This window comes from Tenacibaculum profundicola (genome assembly GCF_057220795.1).
In genome coordinates this window covers 3,212,514-3,230,168 of record NZ_CM170137.1, presented here as the reverse complement: position 1 = coordinate 3,230,168, position 17,655 = coordinate 3,212,514, and the positions used below count along the sequence as shown (strand labels likewise).

3 protein-coding genes are annotated in these 17,655 nt (G+C 41.0%); all 3 read right to left on the bottom strand.

Annotated features, from left to right (window positions below; all coding sequences use genetic code 11):
* Nucleotides 1-49 precede the first annotated feature (49 nt).
* Genes AC2TDS_RS13840 through AC2TDS_RS13830 form a run of 3 tightly spaced genes read right to left on the bottom strand, consistent with a single transcriptional unit; the run spans nt 50 to nt 17,488 of the window.
* Nucleotides 50-1,999, bottom strand: a complete 1,950-nt coding sequence (locus AC2TDS_RS13840; protein WP_484736169.1) for an OmpA family protein — start codon at nt 1,997-1,999, stop codon at nt 50-52.
* A 17-nt stretch (nt 2,000-2,016) separates the two neighbouring features.
* A complete protein-coding gene (locus tag AC2TDS_RS13835; RefSeq protein ID WP_484736168.1) occupies nt 2,017-2,940 on the bottom strand; it encodes a PorP/SprF family type IX secretion system membrane protein in 924 nt (307 codons plus the stop codon).
* A gap of 19 nt (nt 2,941-2,959) precedes the next feature.
* Nucleotides 2,960-17,488 (bottom strand): T9SS type B sorting domain-containing protein, encoded by a 14,529-nt coding sequence (locus AC2TDS_RS13830; protein ID WP_484736167.1) that lies wholly within the window; start codon nt 17,486-17,488, stop codon nt 2,960-2,962.
* Between the last annotated feature and the right edge of the window lie 167 nt (nt 17,489-17,655).

Sequence of the window (17,655 nt, the reverse complement as noted above, 5' to 3'; positions counted from 1 at the left end):
CGCTCCATATATGGAGCGTTTTTTTCTTTTTTTACATTAAATATTCTTACTATTCATTACTGGATTTTATATTCTTTCTTCCGCTTACTATGTAAAAATACGATCGCCTGTTTTGTTGATGTTCTTCTTCTGTACATTTTCGTTGCTCATTCCCTCCACAATCATAAAGTAAGTTATCTTCTCCATATCCTATGGCGCTTTCTATTCTCTCTGGAGCTATTCCTCGCATCACTAGATAATCACGTGTGGCTTTGGCTCGCCTGTCTGATAAAATTCTATTATACTCCTTTAACCCTCTACTATCAGTATGCGATTCTATTTTGATGACCATATCAGGGTGATTCTGCATCACAGTAACTATATGTTCTAATTCATATTCCGCATCCTCTCGAATGGTATACAAATCAAAATCAAAATAAATCGGATTGATTACGATCTGGTCTTCTTCAATCAACGACTCTAAAACAATATCTTTCGTTAATGTTATCTTATTTACATCTAATGTCATTTGTTCTTTATGAACTCCCTTATATTCAACCTTTGAAGCTACTAACACAAATTTTTTCTCACAATCTAAAGCTTCAAAACTATAAGCTCCATCATTTTCGGTTACCTGCTCTGATATCGATTCTCCCTTATCGTTTACCAAACGTACAACCACTTTGTCTATCGGCTGTCCTGTTTTTGAATCTGAGACCACCCCTCTAATTGTTTCCTTACAGTTATATACTCTAAAACTATAAATATCATCATCACCTACGCCCCCTTCACGATTTGATGAAAAGTAACCAGCCGTTCGCTCCTTATTAATCACAAACCCAAAATCATCTAAGGGTCCATTTATTGGCAAACCTACATTAATCGGTTCTGTATAACTACTACTCTCTAATTTGGCCTCGAAAACATCCAAAGCACCTAATCCTAAATGACCATCTGAAGAAAAATATAGTCGATTGTCTGATCCTATAAAAGGAAACATCTCTCTCCCTTCCGTATTAATCGTATTGCCCAAATTCTCCGGTTCTCCATAACTGCCATCAGAGAACACAGAAACCTTGTACAAATCTGTTTCTCCATAGCCTCCTGGTCTATCAGAGACAAAATATAATGTCTTCTCATCGGTACTTAAAGCTGGATGCCCGGTCGAATAGCTATCATCATTGAAGGGTAACTCCTCAACATTACTCCAAGTATTATGCATTTTTTTCGCCTTGTAAATCTTTAAGTTGGATACGTTCTTATCATCTCCTACTAATTTCGCCTTGTCATTGTTGTAATTATCTCTTGTAAAATAAACCGTATTGCCATCTTTGGTAATAACCGCATTGGATTCATGGTACCTGCTGCTTAACGATACGATCTTTTCAGCAGCATCTACATCTAACACCTTGTTTTCTTCCAACTCCTGCTGTTTTGATTTATAAATGTTCAAGTATGGCTGATTGTTCCACTGATACAACTTTTTATTTTCTGCGTCGGGACGTGTTGACCAAAAATAAAAATACCCGTCATGTAAAAAGCCTCCAAAATCTGAGTACTGTGTGTTAACCGATAGATTATGGATATGGATATAGGTCTTAGGTTTATTAGTATAAGACACAAAGTAATCTTTGTTATTCTCCAAATCTGCAACACGACTATCATTTTCATTTAACGATTTCAACTTCAATATCCAATCATCTGAATCCTTTACTTTTCCATTACTCTTTAAAACTTGTGCATATCTAAATAAATGTTTAGAAGAAGCAATACCCTCATATTTTTTCATCAACTCTGCATAGCATTCTTCTGCCTTTTGAAAGGATACTGTATGATAATACGAATCCCCTAACCTACTCAAGACCAAGTAAGAAGAATCACCCTTATCGTAAATTTGTTGATATAACTCTGCTGATTTCTTATAAGCATACTCTTTAAAATATCGATCAGCAGCATACTTGCGCTGTCCATAACCTATTACGGTAAATAATAATAGTACTGTTAATAGTATTTGTTTCATATCTGATATTTATACTTTTAAAAAAATCTTGGTGACTTCATTGTTTGTCCCTTAAACCATTCATACCGCAACATCAATTCATGAGTTCCTGAATTATAATTGCTGTAATTTGATGTTGTCAAATCATAGGCATAACCTATCTGAAGCGACCTATTCACCTGAAAACCAAACAACCCACTTATTGAATCACCCCATCTCCATGCTATTCCTGCTCGAAACTTCTCATTAAATAAAAAGTTTGCCGAAACATCTAATGATAAAGGAGCACCACTTACAACCTTACTCAGTACTGCAGGCTTAAACTTGATATCATCATTCAAATCAAATACATAACCCGCTATTAAGAAATAGTGCATACGCTCAGCAGCAACGTTTCCACCACTATTGGCATCATCATAATGCTCTGAACTTAGTATATTAGGAACTGCCAATCCTAAATACCAATTCGACTTGTAATAATAAACTCCTGCACCTATAGTAGGTAAGAACTTGTTAATTGGCTGGGATAATTGATTGTCTTCCTTATCTCTGTAAATACCTTTACTCCAATCCACATTAAAAAATCGACCTCCTAATTTCATCCCAAAAGCTAGATTACCTTCATCACTTGTTCGCACCGTATACGATACATTAGCATCCAAATAGGTTTCTGTAGAAGGCCCTATTGCATCGTTTACGAGATTAAACCCTAGCCCCACTCCACTATGTCCTAAAGGACTATCATAGCTTAAGGTCTGGGTTCTTGGTGCACCATCTACTCCTACCCATTGTGTACGAGCTAATAAATTAATAACACTATGACCTTTTGATCCTACGTAGGCCGGATTTACACTCATCGTATTAAACATGTATTGTGTATATTGCGGATCTTGCTGTGAATATACTTCGCTACCAATGATCACTACACTTAGTACTACTATATACTGTAATATCTTGTTCATTTCTTACTAATTTTTTTAATTAATCTCTATTGATATATATCCAACCTACTTTAGGTTTCTTTCCGTTTCCTAAATCTAACATATAATAATAAGTTCCAGTAGGTAATTGTTCATTTACACGAATATTCAGACGTCCATTAGATGTACCATCCCAACTATTATCATAACGATCCTTAGCGTACACTAAGTTACCCCAACGACTATATATTTCTAATCGATTATTCTTATACTGATCATCTTCTATACATGATATAAACAAGATATCATTATAGCCATCACCATTCGGTGTTATCTCGTTATATACTGATAAACAATCTAAAGTATCTGGATCTAAATAATCAGGAACACCATCTTCATCGGTATCTAAGGCATCATCTGGAGCACCGTCATCATTTAAATCAGGATCCTCATCTGCTGTATCTACACCATCTCCATCATCATCAGTATCTAAATAATCTGGAGTACCATCTCCGTCACTATCATCGTTTGTAGGGTCATCATCGGTATCAATATCTTCATCGGATGTTAAAATCCCATCGCCATCATCATCGGTATCCAAATAATCTGGAGTACCATCTCCGTCACTATCATCATTCATAGGGTCATCATCGGTATCAATATCTTCATCGGATGTTAATACGCCATCGCCATCATCATCAGTATCCAAATAATCTGGAGTACCGTCTCCGTCACTATCGTCATTCATAGGATCATCATCTGAATCAATATCTTCATCCGACGTTAATACACCATCACCATCATCATCAATATCTAAATAATCTGGAGTACCATCTCCATCACTATCATCATTCATAGGATCATCATCGGTATCAATATCTTCATCCGACGTTAAAACCCCATCGCCATCATCATCGATATCCAAATAATCTGGAGTACCATCTCCATCACTATCATCATTCATAGGATCATCATCCGAATCAATATCTTCATCTGACGTTAAAACTCCATCGCCATCATCATCAGTATCTAAATAATCTGGAGTTCCATCACCATCACTATCATCATTCATAGGATCATCATCCGAATCAATATCTTCATCCGACGTTAAAACACCATCGCCATCATCATCAATATCTAAATAATCTGGAGTACCATCTCCGTCACTATCATCATTCATAGGATCATCATCCGAATCAATATCTTCATCCGATGTTAAAACCCCATCACCATCGTCATCTGTATCCAAATAATCTGGAGTACCATCTCCATCACTATCATCATTCATAGGATCATCATCTGAATCAATATCTTCATCCGACGTTAAAACACCATCGCCATCATCATCAATGTCTAAATAATCTGGAGTACCATCATTATCGGTATCAGGAAGCGTATCTCCATCTACCAAGCCACCTGAATCAATTTCACCATCTCCATCATCGTCCGTTCCTCCCGATTCTACAACATCATTAACACCATCATTATCACTATCTACATCTTGATAGTCAGGGATTCCATCACCATCGCTATCTGGGGTATCTGCGGGAGTACCACCATCATCTGGATCAAGAACATCAATTATTTTATCACCATCGCTATCTGTTTGATCATCTATAACTCCATCATTATCGGCATCTAAAGTCGGATCCGTTCCTCCTTCTACTAAATCTGAAATACCATCATTATCACTATCTGTATCTTGGAAGTCAGGTTCTCCATCATTATCAGTATCTACTGGATTGGTAGAGCCTCCGGCTAAAATATCATTGTCATCATTATCTGCCGTATCCATGATTCCATCGCCGTCTACATCTATATTACTATCTAACTGTCCGTCGCCATTAGTGTCGACTACTGAGGGATCTTGCCCACTCTCTTCTATATCTAAAATACCATCTCCATCACTATCCAAATCTAAACTATCCGGAATACCATCTCTATCCGTATCTCTTAATGGATCACCATTTTCTTCGACACTATCTAGAATTCCATCGTTGTCATCATCTAGGTCATTCATATTCCATACTCCATCTCCATCTGTATCATAATCAACTAAGATTGTCACTGTAACAAAATCACAATTGGGTGGCACTGCGCCATTCTCACAAATCTCGTATACAACTGTATATGTACCAGATGGAGCTCCTGAATTTACCGTGATCGTTCCATCACCATTTAATGTAAGTTCACTTGGTACAGTAGTACCCGTTAACGTTACTTGACCTGGATTGGTTCCTAGTACTACTGGACTACCATCCAAGGTATCATTCAATATAATACTTGTTGTTGATTCCCCTTCGGTTATCGGGGTACTACTAAAGTCATCTGCTACAGCATCAATAACATTCGATACGACTATGGTAACCGTTGTGCTTGCACAATTGGGTGGAACTGCGCCATTCTCACAAATCTCGTAGGTAACCGTATATGTTCCAGATGGAGCGCCTGCATTCACAGTGATCGTTCCATCACCATTTAACGTAAGCTCACTTGGCACAGTAGTACCCGTTAACGTTACTTGCCCTGGATTGGTTCCTAGTACTACTGGACTACCATCCAAGGTATCATTCGCCGTAATATTTGTTGTTGAATCTCCTATAGTGATCGGGCTGCTGCTAAAGTCATCTGCTACAGCATCAATAACATTCGATACGACTATGGTAACCGTTGTGCTTGCACAATTGGGTGGAACTGCGCCATTCTCACAAATCTCGTAGGTAACCGTATATGTTCCAGATGGAGCGCCTGCATTCACAGTGATCGTTCCATCACCATTTAACGTAAGCTCACTTGGCACAGTAGTACCCGTTAACGTTACTTGACCTGGATTGGTTCCTAGTACTACTGGACTACCATCCAAGGTATCATTCGCCGTAATATTTGTTGTTGAATCTCCTATGGTGATTGGGCTACTGGTAAAGTCATCTGCTACAGCATCAATAACATTCGATACGACTATGGTAACCGTTGTGCTTGCACAATTGGGTGGAACTGCGCCATTCTCACAAATCTCGTAGGTAACCGTATATGTTCCAGATGGAGCGCCTGCATTCACAGTGATCGTTCCATTACTATTTAACGTAAGTTCACTTGGCACAGTAGTACCCGTTAACGTTACTTGCCCTGGATTGGTTCCTAGTACTACTGGACTACCATCCAAGGTATCATTCGCCGTAATATTTGTTGTTGAATCTCCTATGGTAATTGGGCTGCTGCTAAAGTCATCTGCTACAGCATCAATAACATTCGATACGACTATGGTAACCGTTGTGCTTGCACAATTGGGTGGAACTGCGCCATTCTCACAAATCTCGTATACAACTGTATATGTTCCAGATGGAGCGCCTGCATTCACAGTGATCGTTCCATCACCATTTAACGTAAGCTCACTTGGTACAGTAGTACCCGTTAACGTTACTTGACCTGGGTTGGTTCCTAGTACTACTGGACTACCATCCAAGGTATCATTCGCGGTAATATTTGTTGTTGAATCTCCTATGGTGATTGGGCTACTACTAAAATCATCTGCTACAGCATCAATAACATTCGATACGACTATGGTAACCGTTGTGCTTGCACAATTGGGTGGAACTGCGCCATTCTCACAAATCTCGTAGGTAACCGTATATGTTCCAGATGGAGCGCCTGCATTCACAGTGATCGTTCCATCACCATTTAACGTAAGCTCACTTGGTACAGTAGTACCCGTTAACGTTACTTGACCTGGATTGGTTCCTAGTACTACTGGACTACCATCCAAGGTATCATTCGCCGTAATATTTGTTGTTGAATCTCCTATGGTGATTGGGCTACTACTAAAATCATCTGCTACAGCATCAATAACATTCGATACGACTATGGTAACCGTTGTGCTTGCACAATTGGGTGGAACTGCGCCATTCTCACAAATCTCGTAGGTAACCGTATATGTTCCAGATGGAGCGCCTGCATTCACTGTGATCGTTCCATTACTATTTAACGTAAGTTCACTTGGCACAGTAGTACCCGTTAACGTTACTTGACCTGGATTGGTTCCTAGTACTACTGGACTACCATCCAAGGTATCATTCGCCGTAATATTTGTTGTTGAATCTCCTATGGTAATTGGGCTGCTGCTAAAGTCATCTGCTACAGCATCAATAACATTCGATACGACTACGGTAACCGTTGTGCTTGCACAATTGCCTGGCACTGCGCCATTCTCACAAATCTCGTAGGTAACCGTATATGTTCCAGATGGAGCGCCTGCATTCACAGTGATCGTTCCATTACTATTTAACGTAAGTTCACTTGGCACAGTAGTACCCGTTAGTGTTACTTGACCTGGGTTGGTTCCTAGTACTACTGGACTACCATCCAAGGTATCATTCGCCGTAATATTTGTTGTTGAATCTCCTATAGTGATCGGGCTACTACTAAAGTCATCTGCTACAGCATCAATAACATTCGATACGACTATGGTAACCGTTGTGCTTGCACAATTGCCTGGCACTGCGCCATTCTCACAAATCTCGTATACAACTGTATATGTTCCAGATGGAGCGCCTGCATTCACAGTGATCGTTCCATTACTATTTAACGTAAGTTCACTCGGTACAGTAGTACCCGTTAACGTTACTTGACCTGGATTGGTTCCTAGTACTACTGGACTACCATCCAAGGTATCATTCGCCGTAATATTTGTTGTTGAATCTCCTATAGTGATAGGGCTGCTGCTAAAGTCATCTGCTACAGCATCAATAACATTCGATACGACTATGGTAACCGTTGTGCTTGCACAATTGCCTGGCACTGCGCCATTCTCACAAATCTCGTATACAACTGTATATGTTCCAGATGGAGCGCCTGCATTTACCGTGATCGTTCCATTACTATTTAACGTAAGTTCACTTGGCACAGTAGTACCCGTTAACGTTACTTGACCTGGATTGGTTCCTAGTACCACTGGACTACCATCCAAGGTATCATTCGCCGTAATATTTGTTGTTGAATCTCCTATAGTGATCGGGCTGCTGCTAAAGTCATCTGCTACAGCATCAATAACATTCGATACGACTATGGTAACCGTTGTGCTTGCACAATTGCCTGGCACTGCGCCATTCTCACAAATCTCGTATACAACTGTATATGTTCCAGATGGAGCGCCTGAATTTACCGTGATCGTTCCATTACTATTTAACGTAAGTTCACTCGGTACAGTAGTACCCGTTAACGTTACTTGACCTGGATTGGTTCCTAGTACTACTGGACTACCATCCAAGGTATCATTCGCCGTAATATTTGTTGTTGAATCTCCTATAGTGATCGGGCTGCTGCTAAAGTCATCTGCTACAGCATCAATAACATTCGATACGACTATGGTAACCGTTGTGCTTGCACAATTGCCTGGCACTGCGCCATTCTCACAAATCTCGTATACAACTGTATATGTTCCAGATGGAGCGCCTGAATTTACCGTGATCGTTCCATTACTATTTAACGTAAGTTCACTTGGCACAGTAGTACCCGTTAACGTTACTTGACCTGGATTGGTTCCTAGTACTACTGGACTACCATCCAAGGTATCATTCGCCGTAATATTTGTTGTTGAATCTCCTATAGTGATCGGGCTGCTGCTAAAGTCATCTGCTACAGCATCAATAACATTCGATACGACTATGGTAACCGTTGTGCTTGCACAATTGCCTGGCACTGCGCCATTCTCACAAATCTCGTATACAACTGTATATGTTCCAGATGGAGCGCCTGCATTCACAGTGATCGTTCCATTACTATTTAACGTAAGTTCACTTGGCACAGTAGTACCTGTTAACGTTACTTGACCTGGGTTGGTTCCTAGTACTACTGGACTACCATCCAAGGTATCATTCGCCGTAATATTTGTTGTTGAATCTCCTATGGTGATTGGGCTGCTGCTAAAGTCATCTGCTACAGCATCAATAACATTCGATACGACTATGGTAACCGTTGTGCTTGCACAATTGCCTGGCACTGCGCCATTCTCACAAATCTCGTATACAACTGTATATGTTCCAGATGGAGCGCCTGCATTTACCGTGATCGTTCCATTACTATTTAACGTAAGTTCACTCGGTACAGTAGTACCCGTTAACGTTACTTGACCTGGATTGGTTCCTAGTACTACTGGACTACCATCCAAGGTATCATTCGCCGTAATATTTGTTGTTGAATCTCCTATAGTGATCGGGCTGCTGCTAAAATCATCTGCTACAGCATCAATAACATTCGATACGACTATGGTAACCGTTGTGCTTGCACAATTGCCTGGCACTGCGCCATTCTCACAAATCTCGTATACAACTGTATATGTTCCAGATGGAGCGCCTGCATTCACAGTGATCGTTCCATTACTATTTAACGTAAGTTCACTCGGTACAGTAGTACCCGTTAACGTTACTTGACCTGGATTGGTTCCTAGTACTACTGGACTACCATCCAAGGTATCATTCGCCGTAATATTTGTTGTTGAATCTCCTATAGTGATCGGGCTGCTGCTAAAATCATCTGCTACAGCATCAATAACATTCGATACTACTATGGTAACCGTTGTGCTTGCACAATTGCCTGGCACTGCGCCATTCTCACAAATCTCGTATACAACTGTATATGTTCCAGATGGAGCGCCTGCATTCACAGTGATCGTTCCATTACTATTTAACGTAAGTTCACTCGGTACAGTAGTACCTGTTAACGTTACTTGACCTGGGTTGGTTCCTAGTACTACTGGACTACCATCCAAGGTATCATTCGCCGTAATATTTGTTGTTGAATCTCCTATAGTGATCGGGCTGCTGCTAAAATCATCTGCTACAGCATCAATAACATTCGATACGACTATGGTAACCGTTGTGCTTGCACAATTGCCTGGCACTGCGCCATTCTCACAAATCTCGTATACAACTGTATATGTTCCAGATGGAGCGCCTGCATTCACAGTGATCGTTCCATTACTATTTAACGTAAGTTCACTCGGTACAGTAGTACCCGTTAACGTTACTTGACCTGGATTGGTTCCTAGTACTACTGGACTACCATCCAAGGTATCATTCGCCGTAATATTTGTTGTTGAATCTCCTATAGTGATCGGGCTGCTGCTAAAGTCATCTGCTACAGCATCAATAACATTCGATACGACTATGGTAACCGTTGTGCTTGCACAATTGCCTGGCACTGCGCCATTCTCACAAATCTCGTATACAACTGTATATGTTCCAGATGGAGCGCCTGAATTTACCGTGATCGTTCCATTACTATTTAACGTAAGTTCACTCGGTACAGTAGTACCCGTTAACGTTACTTGACCTGGATTGGTTCCTAGTACTACTGGACTACCATCCAAGGTATCATTCGCCGTAATATTTGTTGTTGAATCTCCTATAGTGATCGGGCTGCTGCTAAAGTCATCTGCTACAGCATCAATAACATTCGATACGACTATGGTAACCGTTGTGCTTGCACAATTGCCTGGCACTGCGCCATTCTCACAAATCTCGTATACAACTGTATATGTTCCAGATGGAGCGCCTGCATTTACCGTGATCGTTCCATTACTATTTAACGTAAGTTCACTTGGCACAGTAGTACCCGTTAACGTTACTTGACCTGGATTGGTTCCTAGTACCACTGGACTACCATCCAAGGTATCATTCGCCGTAATATTTGTTGTTGAATCTCCTATAGTGATCGGGCTGCTGCTAAAGTCATCTGCTACAGCATCAATAACATTCGATACGACTATGGTAACCGTTGTGCTTGCACAATTGCCTGGCACTGCGCCATTCTCACAAATCTCGTATACAACTGTATATGTTCCAGATGGAGCGCCTGAATTTACCGTGATCGTTCCATTACTATTTAACGTAAGTTCACTCGGTACAGTAGTACCCGTTAACGTTACTTGACCTGGATTGGTTCCTAGTACTACTGGACTACCATCCAAGGTATCATTCGCCGTAATATTTGTTGTTGAATCTCCTATAGTGATCGGGCTGCTGCTAAAGTCATCTGCTACAGCATCAATAACATTCGATACGACTATGGTAACCGTTGTGCTTGCACAATTTCCTGGCACTGCGCCATTCTCACAAATCTCGTATACAACTGTATATGTTCCAGATGGAGCGCCTGAATTTACCGTGATCGTTCCATTACTATTTAACGTAAGTTCACTTGGCACAGTAGTACCCGTTAACGTTACTTGACCTGGATTGGTTCCTAGTACCACTGGACTACCATCCAAGGTATCATTCGCCGTAATATTTGTTGTTGAATCTCCTATAGTGATCGGGCTGCTGCTAAAGTCATCTGCTACAGCATCAATAACATTCGATACGACTATGGTAACCGTTGTGCTTGCACAATTGCCTGGCACTGCGCCATTCTCACAAATCTCGTATACAACTGTATATGTTCCAGATGGAGCGCCTGAATTTACCGTGATCGTTCCATTACTATTTAACGTAAGTTCACTCGGTACAGTAGTACCCGTTAACGTTACTTGACCTGGATTGGTTCCTAGTACTACTGGACTACCATCCAAGGTATCATTCGCCGTAATATTTGTTGTTGAATCTCCTATAGTGATAGGGCTGCTGCTAAAGTCATCTGCTACAGCATCAATAACATTCGATACGACTATGGTAACCGTTGTGCTTGCACAATTGCCTGGCACTGCGCCATTCTCACAAATCTCGTATACAACTGTATATGTTCCAGATGGAGCGCCTGCATTCACAGTGATCGTTCCATTACTATTTAACGTAAGTTCACTTGGCACAGTAGTACCCGTTAACGTTACTTGACCTGGATTGGTTCCTAGTACTACTGGACTACCATCCAAGGTGTCATTTGCGGTAATATTTGTTGTTGAATCTCCTATAGTGATCGGGCTGCTACTAAAATCATCTGCTACAGCATCAATAACATTCGATACGACTACGGTAACCGTTGTGCTTTCACAATTGGGTGGCACTGCACCATTCTCACAAATCTCGTATACAACTGTATATGTTCCAGATGGAGCGCCTGCATTCACAGTGATCGTTCCATTACTATTTAACGTAAGTTCACTCGGTACAGTAGTACCCGTTAACGTTACTTGACCTGGATTGGTTCCTAGTACTACTGGACTACCATCCAAGGTATCATTCGCCGTAATATTTGTTGTTGAATCTCCTATAGTGATCGGGCTGCTGCTAAAGTCATCTGCTACAGCATCAATAACATTCGATACGACTACGGTAACCGTTGTGCTTTCACAATTGGGTGGCACTGCGCCATTCTCACAAATCTCGTATACAACTGTATATGTTCCAGATGGAGCGCCTGCATTCACAGTGATCGTTCCATTACTATTTAACGTAAGTTCACTCGGTACAGTAGTACCCGTTAACGTTACTTGACCTGGATTGGTTCCTAGTACTACTGGACTACCATCCAAGGTGTCATTTGCGGTAATGTTTGTTGTTGAATCTCCTATAGTGATCGGGCTGCTGCTAAAGTCATCTGCTACAGCATCAATAACATTCGATACGACTACGGTAACCGTTGTGCTTTCACAATTGGGTGGCACTGCGCCATTCTCACAAATCTCGTATACAACTGTATATGTTCCAGATGGAGCGCCTGCATTTACCGTTATCGTTCCATTACTATTTAACGTAAGTTCACTTGGCACAGTAGTACCCGTTAACGTTACTTGACCTGGGTTGGTTCCTAGTACTACTGGACTACCATCCAAGGTATCATTCGCCGTAATATTTGTTGTTGAATCTCCTATGGTGATTGGGCTGCTGCTAAAGTCATCTGCTACAGCATCAATAACATTCGATACTACTATGGTAACCGTTGTGCTTGCACAATTGCCTGGCACTGCGCCATTCTCACAAATCTCGTATACAACTGTATATGTTCCAGATGGAGCGCCTGCATTCACAGTGATCGTTCCATTACTATTTAACGTAAGTTCACTCGGTACAGTAGTACCCGTTAACGTTACTTGACCTGGATTGGTTCCTAGTACTACTGGACTACCATCCAAGGTATCATTCGCCGTAATATTTGTTGTTGAATCTCCTATAGTGATCGGGCTGCTGCTAAAGTCATCTGCTACAGCATCAATAACATTCGATACTACTATGGTAACCGTTGTGCTTGCACAATTGGGTGGAACTGCGCCATTCTCACAAATCTCGTAGGTAACCGTATATGTTCCAGATGGAGCGCCTGAATTTACCGTTATCGTTCCATTACTATTTAACGTAAGTTCACTCGGTACAGTAGTACCCGTTAACGTTACTTGACCTGGATTGGTTCCTAGTACTACTGGACTACCATCCAAGGTATCATTCGCCGTAATATTTGTTGTTGAATCTCCTATAGTGATAGGGCTGCTGCTAAAGTCATCTGCTACAGCATCAATAACATTCGATACGACTATGGTAACCGTTGTGCTTGCACAATTGGGTGGAACTGCGCCATTCTCACAAATCTCGTAGGTAACCGTATATGTTCCGGATGGAGCGCCTGCATTCACAGTGATCGTTCCATTACTATTTAACGTAAGTTCACTCGGTACAGTAGTACCCGTTAACGTTACTTGACCTGGATTGGTTCCTAGTACTACTGGACTACCATCCAAGGTATCATTCGCCGTAATATTTGTTGTTGAATCTCCTATGGTGATAGGGCTGCTGCTAAAGTCATCTGCTACAGCATCAATAACATTCGATACGACTACGGTAACCGTTGTGCTTGCACAATTGCCTGGCACTGCGCCATTCTCACAAATCTCGTATACAACTGTATATGTTCCAGATGGAGCGCCTGCATTCACAGTGATCGTTCCATTACTATTTAACGTAAGTTCACTTGGTACAGTAGTACCCGTTAACGTTACTTGACCTGGGTTGGTTCCTAGTACTACTGGACTACCATCCAAGGTATCATTCGCCGTAATATTTGTTGTTGAATCTCCTATGGTGATTGGGCTGCTGCTAAAGTCATCTGCTACAGCATCAATAACATTCGATACGACTATGGTAACCGTTGTGCTTGCACAATTGCCTGGCACTGCGCCATTCTCACAAATCTCGTATACAACTGTATATGTTCCAGATGGAGCGCCTGCATTCACCGTGATCGTTCCATTACTATTTAACGTAAGTTCACTTGGCACAGTAGTACCCGTTAGTGTTACTTGACCTGGGTTGGTTCCTAGTACTACTGGACTACCATCCAAGGTATCATTCGCCGTAATATTTGTTGTTGAATCTCCTATGGTGATTGGGCTGCTGCTAAAGTCATCTGCTACAGCATCAATAACATTCGATACGACTATGGTAACCGTTGTGCTTGCACAATTGGGGGGCACTGCGCCATTCTCACAAATCTCGTATACAACTGTATATGTTCCAGATGGAGCGCCTGCATTCACAGTGATCGTTCCATTACTATTTAACGTAAGTTCACTCGGTACAGTAGTACCCGTTAACGTTACTTGACCTGGATTGGTTCCTAGTACTACTGGACTACCATCCAAGGTATCATTCGCCGTAATATTTGTTGTTGAATCTCCTATAGTGATCGGGCTGCTGCTAAAGTCATCTGCTACAGCATCAATAACATTCGATACGACTACGGTAACCGTTGTGCTTTCACAATTGGGTGGCACTGCGCCATTCTCACAAATCTCGTATACAACTGTATATGTTCCAGATGGAGCGCCTGCATTCACAGTGATCGTTCCATTACTATTTAACGTAAGTTCACTCGGTACAGTAGTACCCGTTAACGTTACTTGACCTGGATTGGTTCCTAGTACTACTGGACTACCATCCAAGGTGTCATTTGCGGTAATGTTTGTTGTTGAATCTCCTATAGTGATCGGGCTGCTGCTAAAGTCATCTGCTACAGCATCAATAACATTCGATACGACTATGGTAACCGTTGTGCTTGCACAATTGCCTGGCACTGCGCCATTCTCACAAATCTCGTAGGTAACCGTATATGTTCCAGATGGAGCGCCTGCATTCACAGTGATCGTTCCATTACTATTTAACGTAAGTTCACTCGGTACAGTAGTACCCGTTAACGTTACTTGACCTGGATTGGTTCCTAGTACTACTGGACTACCATCCAAGGTGTCATTTGCGGTAATATTTGTTGTTGAATCTCCTATAGTGATCGGGCTGCTGCTAAAATCATCTGCTACAGCATCAATAACATTCGATACGACTACGGTAACCGTTGTGCTTGCACAATTCGCTGGTACAGCGCCATTCTTACAAATCTCGTAGGTAACCGTATATGTTCCGGATGGAGCGCCTGCATTCACAGTGATCGTTCCATTACTATTTAACGTAAGTTCACTCGGTACAGTAGTACCCGTTAACGTTACTTGACCTGGATTGGTTCCTAGTACTACTGGACTACCATCCAAGGTGTCATTTGCGGTAATATTTGTTGTTGAATCTCCTATGGTGATTGGGCTGCTGCTAAAATCATCTGCTACAGCATCAATAACACTTGTTACCGTGATGGTCCCTAAAGCTGCAACTGTTCCACAGCCTCCTGTTAACGGAATGCTATAATCAAACACACCACTTTCCATTGGTGTTCCACTTATGGTTATCACATCATTTAACCATGCTGCAGTTACACCTGTTGGTAAATCTGTTGCTACTCCAATACCTGTTGCTACTGTTGTGTCATGAGTAATATTTGTTAATAGGGTATTGTATGGTAACGTTGGCGTACTTGAAGGCACAGTAACTGTTTTACTAGGTAGTATTGTCAAAGTAGCTGGAGTAGATATTAAACTACTACAACCGTTCTTAGTACTTGTTAAGACCAACCTATATTTATTGGTAGATGCACTGAGAGGCGGATTGATTAATAACAATATTGGTGTATTTACATTATTATATACCGTTCCATTGCTTAGGTCATTCCAAACAGATGAGTTCCCTACTTCTACCTGCCATTTATACACTAATCCTGAAGTAGACTGGGTACTTCCACTATAATCAGGCACTCCTGATGCAAATACCGTTGTACTTAAAGAATGTGCTATTACAGAAAATCCAGCATTGTCTCCTTGGCATATAGTTAAATCCGGTTGGCTACTATCTATTTCAATTTTAGTAGCTTCCACCTCATTTCCCGTTACACCATCATAACCACCAGTACCTCCTATAACCTGTCCATTACTATCAAAACCTGTTCCGTCTAGAATACCATCAGCAGGGCTTGTATCAACACCTCCTGATTCTATCACATCATTACAACCATCATTATCACTGTCTAAATCGAGATGATCTAATATTCCATCTCTGTCCGTATCACATACTCTCAGCTCAATAAAATATTCGTCATTTCCAGTTCCTGTAGAAAAAACTTCTACCTCTTTGGCACCCGCAGAAGTAGCTTCCCATTGAAATCTAGTAGCATTAGTAGTTATTACCCCTCCTGCTGGATTCAAAACCCCGTAGCTATAACCTACAGTCGTCTCAACAAAATCATCTGTCAATGACGGTGTTGTTAATGCAAAATGCTTGGTGTCATTAGAAATAAAACCTTTATCTGCATTGGAATCAAGATTGTTATCATGAGCTACTCTCAAAAACGCCAAATCAGCATAGGGTCCAGAAAACACAAATTCTGTATTTCCTGTTGCCGTATTTATTTTCCATGAGTTTCCTGAACTGCCAGTAGCTCCATTTGTAATAGATACAAAAAGACTTCCTAAAGGAAGATTATACAAACTACTAACATCTTGATTAACAATATTTATACCAGTAGCATTTGCTCCCGGAGGCGATGTTAAATCTGTGGGGTTAAACCCTATAAAGCTACATTCATTATCATCTAGAATACCATCATCATCATCATCCAAATCAGCATCATTTCCAACACCGTCATTATCATCATCACCCACCAATTTAATCGCATTTAATGTTACTGAAATTTGAACGGATTCAAAGGTCGCGGGAGATCCTCCAGAGTTTTTCCCCGGAAAAAGCTCAAAACTCATAGTTGTAGCATCTGCCACAAATCTCAGTCGTGAAATACCCCATGTTTCTTGCGTTATCGGTGAAACTTCCACTATAGGCAAGGCTCCAACTCTAAAGCGAAAAGCATCGTTATAAACTGGTGAATAAACAGATACCGAAGTTAAACTAAACACCTGTATTTCATACAATTCACCTATAATCAGACCAGTCATTGTTGTACCCACAATTTCTTCCGTATTGGAAGGACCTAAATCTCTAAGAGATATCCAATGAGTATGACCGTTAGGAGGTAAGGGCAAAGGTCCATTAGTCCATGGATTACCTCCATTAAAAGTACCTGAAATGGCTGCCGTCGTGCTATTTGACACGTCTGGTGTTCCTAAATTGACCGTCCATCCTGCGTTTGGCGCACAGGTATGACAATTAGCCGAACCAGCACTTGACGGGATTGTTTGCGCAGTTACAAATTCACTCAAAAAAAAGAGCAAAACGAAGGAGAGCATAAGTTTTGATAAACGAATATACTTTCCTGACAGAAAATTAAACTTCATCATAACTCTATTGATTTATATAATTGTAGATCAATAGATAACAAACTCAATATAGGAATTGAGTTATTGCTTGTAGGGTAGTTTTTACTCATGGTTTAGTCCTTAATATTACTTAATTTTATGCTTACAATTCTATAGTAATCATAACAAAACCAACGTGTTTAGAATAA